Source organism: Rhizobium sp. SAFR-030 (assembly GCF_059415005.1).
The window spans coordinates 44,153-55,975 of record NZ_JBPFDO010000001.1; the positions used below are offsets into that span (position 1 = coordinate 44,153).

The following is an 11,823-nucleotide window of genomic DNA, read 5'->3' on the forward strand; positions in this document are numbered from 1 at the left end:
TTCACACCAGCATGCCCATCGGGTTCTGGATGTGCCGCTGGAAGGCAGACGCCAGTTCCGCACCGAGCGCCCCGTCGATGACGCGGTGATCGAAGGCGAAGGTAACCGTCATGATCGTCGCGATCTTGATCTCGCCGTTCTTGACGACCGGCTTCTCGACACCGGCACCGATCGACACGATCGAGGCCTGCGGCAGGTTGACGATCGACGTGAAGTTGGAGACCCCGAACATGCCGAGGTTCGACACCGACGTCGTGCCGCCCTGGTATTCTTCCGGCTTCAGCTTCTTGTCGCGCGCGCGGCGGGCCAGGTCCTTCACCTCGTTGGAGATGACCGACAGCGTCTTGGTCTCGGCCTTGCGGATGATCGGCGTGATCAGCCCGTCCGGAATGGATACCGCGACACCGACGTCGGAATGCTTGTGCATGACGCGCGCGGTCGAGGTCCAGGAGGCGTTCGCCATCGGAACGTCACGCAGCGCCAATGCCATCGCCTTGATGATGAAGTCGTTGACCGACAGCTTGAAGGCCGGAACCTCGCCCTTGTCGGTCTTCTTCATCGGCGACGACTTGTTGATCTCGGCACGCAGCTTGAGCAGCGCGTCGATCTCGCAATCCATCGAGACGAAATAGGACGGGACTGTCTGGCTCGACTCGGTGAGGCGCGACGCGATGGTCTTGCGCATCCCGTCATGTGGCAGAAGCTCATACGAGCCTTCGGCGAACAGCTTGAGCACGCTCTCATCGGAAGCGCCCTTGGCCATGGCGGGTGCCGGTGCCGGTGCCGCAGATCCGCCGGCGGCAGGCGCCTGGGCCGGCTTGGCGGATCCGCCGGCAACTGCTTTTTCGATGTCCGACTTGACGATGCGGCCCTTCGGACCGGAGCCTGAGACCTGCGACAGGTCGAGCCCGGCTTCCTTGGCCAACCGACGGGCGAGCGGCGACGAGAAGAGACGGCTGCCGTCTTCGGCCTTCGGCGCAGGTGTCGACGGTGCCGGTGCAGCATCGGCGATCGGTGCGCCGGCTTGCGCCGGTTCAGCCTCGGCCTTCGGCGCATCAGCCTTCGGTGCCTCGGAGACGGCATCCGTCTTCGCAGCCTCAGCCTTCGGCACCGGTGCAGAATCACCGCCTGCCGCAGCAGCAGCAACGTCTTCGCCTTCTTCGGCGAGGATGGCGATCAGGGCGTTGACCTTGACCGCCTCGGTGCCGGCCGGGACCACGATCTTGGCGACCGTGCCCTCGTCAACGGCCTCGACTTCCATCGTCGCCTTGTCGGTTTCGATTTCGGCGATCACGTCGCCGGACTTGACCTTATCGCCTTCCTTGACGAGCCACTTGGCGAGGTTGCCCTCTTCCATGGTCGGCGACAGGGCGGGCATGGTGATGTTGATTGGCATATTAATCCTCCGCCCACACAAGTTCGAACTGCGCAAGTTCTTCCGGATTTTCCATCAGCCGGGCGACTTGCTCGATTGGCACTTCGATGTACCCGGCAACGTCTTCCAGCCAGCCGTCCACGGCACCGATCACGCCGATCTCCTCGCGCGGAACACCGACGATGACTTCGGTGTCCTCGGTCTTGAGCAGGGCCCAGAACACGACCCTTTCCAGAACCGGGCTATCCTTGGTTCCGAGAACTCTGAACCACGAACCTGAAACCGGCAGGATCTGCTTCACGGACGATTTCGGCATCGGCCCTTCCCTTACTTGTAGCAGACGGTCTTCACCGCCTGGACCACTTCGCCGACATTCGGCAGAGCGAGCTTCTCAAGGTTTGCCGCGTACGGCATCGGAACGTCCTTGCCGGCGATCGTCAGGACCGGCGCATCGAGATAGTCGAACGCCTGCTGCATGACGCGGGTGGCGATTTCGGTACCGACCGAGTTCTGCGGGTAACCTTCCTCGACGGTCACGAGACGGCCGGTCTTCTTGACCGATTCGATGACGGTCGGAAGATCCATCGGACGCAGCGTGCGCAGATCGATCAGTTCGACGTCGATGCCGTCCTTCTCCAGTTCGGCGATCGCCTTGACCGCATAGGTCATGCCGATGCCCCAGGAGACGATGGTGACGTCCTTGCCGGTCTTGTGGATGCGCGCCTTGCCGATCGGCAGGACGAAATCGTCCATCTTCGGTACGTCGAAATGCTGACCGTAAAGGATCTCGTTTTCGAGGAAGACGACCGGGTTCGGATCGCGTATGGCTGCCTTCAGCAGGCCCTTGGCGTCTGCTGCCGTATACGGCATGACGACCTTGAGCCCCGGGATCTGGCTGTACCAGGCGGAGAAATCCTGGCTGTGCTGGGCGCCGACGCGGGCGGCTGCACCGTTCGGGCCACGGAAGACGATCGGAGCGCCCATCTGGCCACCCGACATGTAGAGCGTCTTGGCGGCGGAGTTGATGATCTGGTCGATCGCCTGCATGGCGAAGTTGAAGGTCATGAACTCGACGATCGGCTTCAGCCCGGCCATCGCCGCACCGACGCCGACGCCGGCAAAGCCGTGCTCGGTGATCGGCGTGTCGACGACGCGCTTGGCACCGAATTCCTGCAGCAAACCTTGCGTGATCTTGTAGGCGCCCTGGTACTCGGCAACTTCCTCGCCCATGACGAAGACGTTCTCGTCGCGGCGCATCTCTTCGGCCATCGCATCGCGCAATGCTTCGCGCACGGTGGTCGAGACCATCTCGGTGCCAGCCGGGATATCCGGATCGGCAGCGATATCGATCTTCGGCTGCGCCGGAACCTTGGCAGCATCCTTCGTCGCCGAAGGTTCTTCAGCGGCTTCACGGGCCTTGCCGCCAGCGGCATCTTCCGTCGCGGCCGGCGTATCGGCATCGGCCTTGGGCGTTGCCGCCGGCTTCTCGCTGCCGATGTCGTCGACGGTTTCGCCTTCGGCGAGCAGCACGGCGATCTTGGTGTTTACCTTGACGTTCTCGGTGCCGGCCGCGACCAGCAGCTTGCCGATCACGCCTTCATCGACGGCTTCCACTTCCATAGTCGCCTTGTCGGTCTCGATCTCGGCGATGACGTCGCCGGAGGTGACCTTGTCACCCTCGTTCTTAAGCCACTTGGACAGCGTGCCTTCCTCCATCGTCGGAGAAAGCGCGGGCATCAGGATATCGATTGGCATTATAGTTCCCTCCCCGCGATCACAGCAGAATGTCGGTGTAGAGCTCGGATACATCCGGCTCCGGATCGGCCTGGGCGAAATCGGCGCTGTCGGACACGATGTCGCGGATTTCCTTGTCGATCGCCTTCAGCTCGTCTTCGCTGGCCCAGTCGCGTTCGAGAAGACGCAGGCGGACCTGTTCGATCGGATCCTGCTCGGAGCGCATCTTCTGCACTTCTTCCTTCGTCCGGTACTTGGCCGGGTCCGACATCGAGTGGCCGCGATACCGGTAGGTCAGCATTTCGAGGATGATCGGGCCCTTGCCGGAACGGCAATGCTCGAGCGCCTCGTCACCGGCCGCCTTGACGGCGCGCACGTCCATGCCGTCGACCTGGATGCCGGGAATACCGAAGCCGGAGCCGCGCAGCGAGTAGTTCGACTGCGCCGTGGCGCGGGCAGTCGACGTGCCCATCGCATAGCGGTTGTTCTCGACGATATAGATGATCGGCAGCTTCCACAGCGCCGCCATGTTGAAGCTCTCGTAGACCTGGCCCTGGTTGGCCGCGCCGTCACCGAAATAGGCGACCGAGACGCTGTCGTTGCCGCGATACTTGTTGGCGAAGGCCAGACCAGTGCCGAGCGACACCTGGGCGCCGACGATGCCGTGGCCGCCGTAGAAGTTCTTTTCCTTGGAGAACATGTGCATCGAGCCGCCCTTGCCGCGCGAATAGCCGCCGCGACGTCCGGTAAGCTCGGCCATGACGCCACGCGCCGTCATGCCGCAAGCGAGCATGTGGCCGTGGTCACGATAGGCCGTGATGACCTGATCGCCTTCCTTCTGGGCCATCTGCATGCCGACGACGACAGCTTCCTGACCGATGTAGAGGTGACAGAAGCCGCCGATGAAGCCCATGCCGTAAAGCTGGCCGGCCTTTTCCTCGAAGCGGCGGATGAGAAGCATCTCGCGGTAGGCCTTGAGCTCGTCGGCCTTTTCGAATTCGGCGATGGGACCACCGTTGGAAGACTTTGCAGGCTTCGCTGCGGCCTTGCGACCGACTGCGGACGCGAACAGTTTCGGCGCCATTCATAACCTCCCTGCGTACTTGTTTGATTGGTTGCGCGCACAATAAGCAAGAAAGCGCGCCCCAGCAATGCCATAAATGCATGGCTCACATGATATACAAGGCTATGAAATAGCTGGGAAAATGGCCGTTTAACTGACTTCCGGTTAATTCAGAAGTAGCTGTTGAAGATGACGATCTCGTCGGCCCGTGACACGTTCAACTGGTAGCGCGCCGTTTCGTCCAGCATGTCCTTCTCCAGCGAACCGTCACTCAGCAACTGAACCTGTCGCTCCAGCGCTTCGCGCCTTTCGACCAATTTGGCAAGATCGGCTGACCGTTCAAGACGCACGCGTTCAAATTTTTCGGTGGCGATGAGCCCGAGTTCGCCATGCACCGAGTGGTAGCCGAAGTAGCCGAGGAAGGCGATGGTGATCGCCGGCAGGACCAGGCGGCCGAGCTTTCTCTGTTTATGGTGTTTGGTCCACATTCGATGGCAGTCCTGCAACGCATTACGTAACGTCAAACTCGCAGAACTTGCTTAATCAATCGTTGCCCCGGCCGACGAACGCGCTGGGCCCTTCAACGACGAAAGGCGGAACCCAGCAGGGTCCCGCCTCGCGGTATCATCAACGCGGCCGAGGACGACTCAGGCGCGCAGGATGGAGCGACCGGCAAAGGCTGCCTGCGGGCCGAGCATCTCTTCGATGCGGATCAGCTGGTTGTACTTGGCCATGCGGTCGGAGCGCGACAGCGAGCCGGTCTTGATCTGCCCGCAATTGGTGGCGACCGCGAGATCGGCGATGATCGAATCCTCGGTCTCGCCCGAACGGTGCGACATGACGGCGGTGTAGGCCGCCTTGTGCGCCGTCTCGACCGCGTCCAGGGTTTCCGTCAGCGAGCCGATCTGGTTGACCTTGACGAGGATGGAGTTGGCGACGCCCATCTTGATGCCGTCGCGCAGGCGCGCGGAGTTGGTGACGAAGAGATCGTCGCCGACCAGCTGCACCTTCTTGCCGATCTTGTCGGTGAGGTATTTCCAGCCGTCCCAGTCGTCCTCGGCCATGCCGTCCTCGATCGAGATGATCGGGTACCTGGCAGCCAGTTCGGCCAGGTAGTCGGCCATGGCTTCCGGCTCCAGCGTGCGGCCTTCGCCTTCCATGGCGTATTTGCCATCCTTGAAGAATTCCGTCGAGGCGCAGTCGAGCGCCAGGTGGATGTCGTCGCCCGGGCGGTAGCCGGCCTTCTCGATGGACTTCATGATGAAATCGAGGGCTTCCGGTGCGCTCTTCAGGCCCGGCGCAAAGCCGCCTTCGTCGCCGACATTGGTGTTGTGGCCACCGGCCGCCAGTTCCTTCTTCAGCACATGGAAGACTTCCGAACCCATGCGCACGGCGTCGCGAAGGTCTTCGGCGCCGACCGGCATGATCATGAATTCCTGGAAGTCGATCGGGTTGTCGGCATGCGCGCCGCCATTGATGATGTTCATCATCGGCACCGGCAGGAGGCGGGCGTTCGGGCCGCCGACATAGCGGAAGAGCGGCAGGCCGGTGGCTTCGGCGGCGGCCTTGGCAACGGCGAGCGAGACGCCGAGGATTGCATTGGCGCCAAGCCGCGACTTGTTTGGCGTGCCGTCGAGATCGCACATCAGGTTGTCGATGAGGATCTGGTTTTCGGCATCATGGCCGCCGAGTGCGTCGAAGATCTCGCCGTTGACCGCCTCGACTGCCTTCTCGACACCCTTTCCGTGATAGCGCGGGCCGCCGTCGCGCAGTTCGACCGCCTCGTGGGCGCCGGTGGATGCCCCGGAAGGTACCGCTGCCCGACCCATGCTGCCGTCTTCGAGATGGACGTCGACCTCGACGGTCGGGTTACCGCGGCTGTCCAGGATCTCGCGCGCGATGATGTCTGTGATGGCAGTCATGAAAGCCTCCATGCTTCAAGGTGGGTATTGGAGATGGCCTGTCTTACTGGATGATTCTAAAATTACAATGGCAGTCGCGGCGGCAGTTGCGACCATCGCTGCCGGGCCGACGGACCGTGTCGCGCCCGTCTGGCAATCTCCCCCGAACCCGGAAATCGATCCTGAGAGACATCTTTATCGTCACCCACACCCAATCTCTTGCCCACTGAAAGAAGCGGGCGGGAGGAGGTCCGTCCGTTCAACAGAAGACGTCGTCCACCTTGCGTAGACCGCCCATCTCACCCGATGTGAGACAGGCAAACTCGGAACAGCGCCGCCTCAGCGCTTGGCGACGGCGTCGAAGGCGAGCAGCGTTTCGAGAAGGCGCTCGAGGTTCTCGATGCGCACCATGTTGGGCCCGTCGGACGGCGCATTGTCCGGATCTTCATGGGTTTCGATGAAGACGCCGGCGATGCCGACGGCCACCGCCGCACGGGCAAGCGTCTCGACGAACTCGCGCTGGCCGCCACTGGAGCCGCCCTGCCCGCCCGGCTGCTGCACCGAATGGGTGGCATCGAAAATGACCGGCGCGCCAAGCGACGCCATGATCGGCAGCGAGCGCATGTCGGAGACCAGCGTGTTGTAGCCGAAGGACGCGCCGCGTTCGCAGAGCAGCACGTTCGGATTGCCGCTTTCGGTGAACTTGGCGAGCACGTTCTTCATGTCCCAAGGAGCCAGGAACTGGCCCTTCTTGACGTTGATGACCCGGCCTGTCTTCGCCGCCGCCACCAAAAGGTCCGTCTGGCGGCAGAGGAACGCCGGGATCTGCAGGATATCGACCGTCTGCGAGACGATGGCGCACTGCTCTTCCGTGTGGATGTCGGTGAGCACCGGAAAGCCGAATTCGGCCTTCAGGTCGGCAAAGATCTCCATCGCCGCATCGATGCCGATGCCACGCGGACCGTTCAGCGACGTGCGGTTCGCCTTGTCGAAGGACGACTTGTAGACAAGGCCAATATCGAGCCGATCGCAGATTTCCTTGATCCGGCCAGCCATCATGAAGGCATGGTCGCGGCTTTCCATCTGGCACGGTCCGCAGATCAGCGACAGCCGGCCACTGTTGGAAAACATGACGCGGGACGAGCCCTCGCCGACAGCAACCTCTGCATTGGCGCTCACGCCCATGATCTACTCCTCGAAAACGAACGAAACGCCCTGACCGGGCGCCGGCGCCACGGTGATACGGTGCGGCGTCCTCACATATGGGAGGTGATTATCAGCCAGCAACAGCTCTGTCACCGTCAGATCGGCGACATGGAAGACGACCGCCGCCGCCTTCACCGCCCTATCGGCTCCACTCGCGGTTTCCGCTCCGGCGACGAGGCGAATGCGCGCATTGGCAAGCGTGAAGGCCGTCTCGTCCGCTTCGCTGAAGCCAGCCGCGTGCGTCACCGTCTCGATGCGCTTGACCAGATCATCGGGTGCGGCACCGTGCAGCAACACCTCGCGCAACGCCACCACACCGTTCTCGTGCCGCTCCAGCACCGAGCGATCGGCCGGCAACGGGTTGATCCTTTGGCAGCTGAACAGGAAGAACAGGTCGCTTCCCAGATCGGCAAAGGTCAGCTGGAAGCTTGCCGTGACGGGTGCCCCTTCCGCGGTCAACGCCTGCCGCGAGAAACCGAGCATGTCGCCGGCTGAAATGCCCGCCCGCAGGAAGCGCTCGTGATCGGCGGCAGCATCAGTGCTCGACACGACGATCGCCGAGAGGCCCTCCAGCCGGCCGCCGCGAAACCGCGCGTCGCGTCCGGTGAAGACATTGCCGCCTCGCACGCTCTCGCCGACCAGAGAAGCGTCGCGGATGACGAGCGGCTCGAGATAGGTGCCGTCCGCCAGGAATACGCAGGCATTCGATGTGCCGAAGGGATGATCCGCCTGCCGGGCGACGGTGAAGCCGAGCGCCTCGAGCCGCTCCCGCGAGGTCTGCAGCGATTCGATGGGCAAGACCAGATGATCGATCGCGCGCGGCCTGTCACTGTCCATCTTCCATGCCTCCAGCCTCGATTGCCGTCCGTTTTACCGCGCATCAGGGCGAAGTCGAAGCAGAAAATCCGTGATGAGCCTGCGTTCACCGGATCTTAGGCACTTGCGGAACACATGTGGAACAGATAGTGTTCGTTCTGGATTTGTTTCCTTCAGGGGGTCGCCGCCATGCTCACGCGCAAACAGCAGGAACTGCTTCTGTTCATTCACGAACGGATGAAAGAATCAGGCGTGCCGCCGTCTTTCGACGAGATGAAGGACGCGCTCGAGCTGGCATCCAAGTCGGGCATCCACCGGCTGATCACGGCGCTGGAAGAGCGCGGTTTCATCCGCCGGCTGCCGAACCGGGCTCGCGCGCTGGAAGTGATCAAGCTGCCGGAAGCCTATTCCGCAGCACCGCAGCCGCGCCGCGGCTTTTCGCCGAGCGTCATCGAGGGAAGTCTCGGCAAGACGCAAGCACCCTCGGCCGCCCGCCCCGTCGCCATCCCCGCCAATGATGCGACCTCCGCCTCCGTCCCTGTGATGGGACGGATCGCTGCCGGCGTGCCGATTTCGGCGATCCAGAACAACACGCACGAAATCAGCGTGCCGATGGAGATGCTTGGGCCGGGCGAGCATTACGCGCTCGAGGTCAAGGGCGATTCGATGATCGAGGCCGGCATCCTCGACGGCGATACCGTCGTCATCCGCAACGGCAGCACGGCAAGCCCGGGCGATATCGTCGTGGCGCTGGTCGACGACGAAGAAGCGACGCTGAAGCGTTTTCGCCGCAAGGGTGCCTCCATCGCGCTGGAGGCTGCAAACCCGGCTTACGAGACGCGTATCTTTTCCGCAGACCGCGTCAAGGTTCAGGGCAAGCTCGTCGGCCTCATCCGCCGCTATCACTGATCATCCGCGCCAACCGCTCGGGTAGCTGCTCGTCCATGCTGCGCGTGCGCCAGTCGTAGGCGCGATGCTGCGTCCACGGGCGCCGGATGCCGGTCATCGCCGCGTGCAGGTGCCAGCTTTCCGGATCGCGGCTGGCGGCGAAATCGATCTCGACGGCGCCTGTTCGTCTGAGGCTGGCGCCGTTCAGCATCAGCGCGTTCGAGCGGCACGTGTCGAAACGGGCGCGCGGTGCGATGACGAGGTCCGCCGTATCGCAGGCAGGCCCGGCATAGCGCGCGTCATCGACCCAGGCGATGCGATTGCCTGATGCGCTTCGCAGCAGACAGATTTTCTGGCCGAGGCAGACGAACCGGTCGGGAGGCGCGCCGGCGAATGTGTCCTGCATCAGTGCCCGGGCGGACGCCAGTCCTTCGCGGGTCAGCGGTTGCGGCCTCGCGGCGGCGGCAGGTTTGGCTATCTAGTTGGTCGTCGCAGTTGCGTCGGGGCTGGCTGTCGGGTTGCTCTTCGTCGTCTCAGGCGTCGGCTCGGTGTTTGCCGCGGGCACAGGGTGCCCCGCTGGCTGCTGTTTCGCTGCCGGCACGGGGTTTGCCGCCGGCTCGGGAGGCGCGTCTCGGCGCTCGGGGCTGTTCATCTCGCCCAGTTGCAGGGCGCTTTCCCACTGCCGGTAGAGGAAGGCTGGCGGGCGCGGCCGGTTGAGGCTGGCGCTAGTTCCGTCTATCGCCGCCACCAGTGCGCCATCCTCTGAAATCAGCAGGTCGGGGTTCTTCTTCGATGGCTCGACCATGCCGACCAGCAGCAGACCTGCGCCGAGAGGAACGAGGCCGAGCAGCGCCAGGCGCGTCCGCAGGAGCACCAGCAGCAGCAGGCCGACAGTCGTCAGCGGCAGGAACCACGGCGGCGTGCGGCCAACCACCATGTTTCCGCCCCAGGAGGCGACCTCGGTGGCAATGGCGATGACCATGCCCGAGCCCAGGCCCATGAGGGCGAAGAACGGCTTGTCGAGACCGAGAGGCATCGCCAGCATGCCGAGCAGGCCGGCGGGCATGACGACCAGCGAGACCACCGGCATCGCCGCCAGATTGGCGACGAGCCCGTATCCCGTCAGCTGGTGAAAGTGGCTGACCGAAAAGATCGCCGTCGACAGGCCGCCGATCAGTGAGGTGATGAAGGTCCCGCTCACCATCGTCCAGAGGCTTGTGAGGCCGCGTGCAGTCAAACCCGTGGCCAGCGGTCGCGTGTCATGGTCCTGCCGTGCCCGCCGCGCCGTCCAGCCTGCGTAACCGGCGACGAGCGCCGCGGTTGCGGCAAACGACATCTGGAAGCTCGGGCCGAGGACGGCGGAGGGCGACAGGATCATGATCACCAGCGCCGCCAGGGCGATGTTGTGGAGGCTGATCGACGGGCGGTCGAAGAACACGGCAGTCAGCATGATCGCCATCATCAGGTAGGCGCGCTCGGCGGAAACGCCGAAGCCGGAGATGACGTAGTAGAGCGTGACCAGCAGCAGCGCGCCACCGGCGGCAATCTTCTTCGTCGGCAGAGCCTGCGCCAGCGGCGGCGAGAGGCTGAGGAGGATACGCAGGCCGACAAAGCAGATGCCGGCGGCAAGCGCCATGTTGAGGCCGGAGATGGCAACGATATGGGCAAGGCCGGCCATCCTGAGCGCGGTCACCGCTTCGCTGGAGATCGCCCGGCGTTCATCGGTGACGATGGCTGCGGCGAAGGCGCCCGCATCTCCGGGTACGAAGCTGCGGATCCGGTCGCCGACCATGCCGCGCAGCGAGTAGAGCGACATCTGCGCCCGCTCGGCAAGACTCAGGTCCGCCGCCGGCCCGCCGGCCTGCGGCTTGCCGTAAAAATAGCCCACCGCGCCGATCCCGTCGAAGAAAGCGGCAAAGCCGAAATCCGTCAGCCCGGGCAGTGCCGGACCCGACGGAGGCGAGAGCCGTGCCCGACCGGTCAGCACCATCCCCGGCGCGATGCTCGCCTCCTGCCCCCTTGCCAGCACCGCCACCCGGTCCGGCGGGCGAACGAGTTGCGGATCTCGGGTGGCAGTCAGCCGCACCACATAGCGCCAGCTTCCATCGCCGGCCGCCTCGCGTCGCTCGACGATGCCTTCGATCCTGGTCGTCACCGCGCTGTCGAGCACCTGTGTCGTCTGCCGCCAGGTCTCCAGCGCCGCAAGCCCCATGCCGGCGATGATAAAGGCGAGCGCCGCCACACCGCGTGCCGTCCCCTGCAGGCCGCGGGCAGCGGCGACTGGCGCCAGGAGGAGCAAGGGGACTGCGAGCCAGCCGACAAATGCCGGCGGTTCCAGGGGCAGTCCGAACCAGAGGAGAATGCCGAGCCCCAGCAGCAGCGGAACGGCGAGAAACAGCCGCCCATGGGCGATTTCTTCGGCACCGAGCGCTCCCAGGCGAAGCACCGCCTGCCGCCCAGAGGCAAGCCGAAGGTGGGTGTTCGGCCAGGATTTTACCGAGGTCTGGAACTCGGCGGCCGGCCCGTGGTTTTCAGGCACCGTCGGAACAGGAGATGCGTCCGGCGGCGCCCGTGGCATCGCCGGCAGGTGTCGCTCATCTGCGATCTGCGCGTCATGCTGCGACAATCGAGCCCCCCGGAGAATTTGCTTGAATTCACCGCCGCCCTCTTAACCGATCGACAATCTGCACCCGATTATCAGGGGTGGTCAATGACGCTTTTGTCATCACGCGGACCACGGCGGGCGTTTGGATCGATTAAAGTCCAGCAACCCCCGCAAGACGCTCCAGATGATGCCGAAAGTGCCCTTGCCCGCCCCTCTTTCGCGCCGCACAATTAGC

General features: G+C 63.9%; 11 protein-coding genes. 1 reads left to right on the forward strand and 10 read right to left on the reverse strand.

The window, feature by feature from the left end:
* Nucleotide 1: 1 nt before the first annotated feature.
* The 8 genes from ACR65N_RS00240 to ACR65N_RS00275 all read right to left on the reverse strand — a co-directional run bounded on the left by ACR65N_RS00240 (nt 2) and on the right by ACR65N_RS00275 (nt 8,116).
* Nucleotides 2-1,396, reverse strand: coding sequence for a pyruvate dehydrogenase complex dihydrolipoamide acetyltransferase (locus ACR65N_RS00240; RefSeq protein ID WP_440455314.1), 1,395 nt, complete (start codon nt 1,394-1,396; stop codon nt 2-4).
* Between the two features lies 1 nt (nt 1,397).
* A complete protein-coding gene (locus ACR65N_RS00245) occupies nt 1,398-1,676 on the reverse strand; it encodes a hypothetical protein (protein WP_440455315.1) in 279 nt (92 codons plus the stop codon).
* Nucleotides 1,677-1,702: 26 nt separating this feature from the next.
* A complete protein-coding gene (locus ACR65N_RS00250; RefSeq protein WP_440455316.1) occupies nt 1,703-3,130 on the reverse strand; it encodes a pyruvate dehydrogenase complex E1 component subunit beta in 1,428 nt (475 codons plus the stop codon).
* Between the two features lie 19 nt (nt 3,131-3,149).
* Complete coding sequence (gene pdhA / locus ACR65N_RS00255) at nt 3,150-4,193, reverse strand: pyruvate dehydrogenase (acetyl-transferring) E1 component subunit alpha (protein WP_430303498.1); 1,044 nt, start codon at nt 4,191-4,193, stop codon at nt 3,150-3,152.
* Between the two features lie 149 nt (nt 4,194-4,342).
* Nucleotides 4,343-4,660, reverse strand: coding sequence for an FtsB family cell division protein (locus ACR65N_RS00260; protein ID WP_440455317.1), 318 nt, complete (start codon nt 4,658-4,660; stop codon nt 4,343-4,345).
* A gap of 159 nt (nt 4,661-4,819) precedes the next feature.
* The gene (eno, locus tag ACR65N_RS00265) at nt 4,820-6,094 is read right to left on the reverse strand and encodes a phosphopyruvate hydratase (RefSeq protein ID WP_430303496.1); all 1,275 of its coding nucleotides are present in this window, start codon (nt 6,092-6,094) and stop codon (nt 4,820-4,822) included.
* Nucleotides 6,095-6,412: 318 nt separating this feature from the next.
* A complete protein-coding gene (gene kdsA / locus ACR65N_RS00270; RefSeq protein WP_440455318.1) occupies nt 6,413-7,258 on the reverse strand; it encodes a 3-deoxy-8-phosphooctulonate synthase in 846 nt (281 codons plus the stop codon).
* Nucleotides 7,259-7,261: 3 nt separating this feature from the next.
* A complete protein-coding gene (locus ACR65N_RS00275) occupies nt 7,262-8,116 on the reverse strand; it encodes a VOC family protein (protein WP_440455319.1) in 855 nt (284 codons plus the stop codon).
* 168 nt (nt 8,117-8,284) lie between these two features.
* Between ACR65N_RS00275 and lexA the strand changes: the two genes are divergently transcribed.
* Nucleotides 8,285-9,004 (forward strand): transcriptional repressor LexA, encoded by a 720-nt coding sequence (gene lexA / locus ACR65N_RS00280; RefSeq protein ID WP_440455320.1) that lies wholly within the window; start codon nt 8,285-8,287, stop codon nt 9,002-9,004.
* Here lexA and ACR65N_RS00285 read toward each other — a convergent pair.
* Entirely contained in the window at nt 8,985-9,389 is a 405-nt protein-coding gene (locus tag ACR65N_RS00285; protein ID WP_440455321.1) for a hypothetical protein, read from the reverse strand. The genes lexA and ACR65N_RS00285 overlap by 20 nt on opposite strands.
* A 72-nt stretch (nt 9,390-9,461) precedes the next feature.
* Nucleotides 9,462-11,609 carry a ComEC/Rec2 family competence protein gene (locus ACR65N_RS00290; protein WP_440455322.1) on the reverse strand — a complete coding sequence of 716 codons (2,148 nt, stop codon included), beginning with the start codon at nt 11,607-11,609 and terminating at the stop codon, nt 9,462-9,464.
* Between the last annotated feature and the right edge of the window lie 214 nt (nt 11,610-11,823).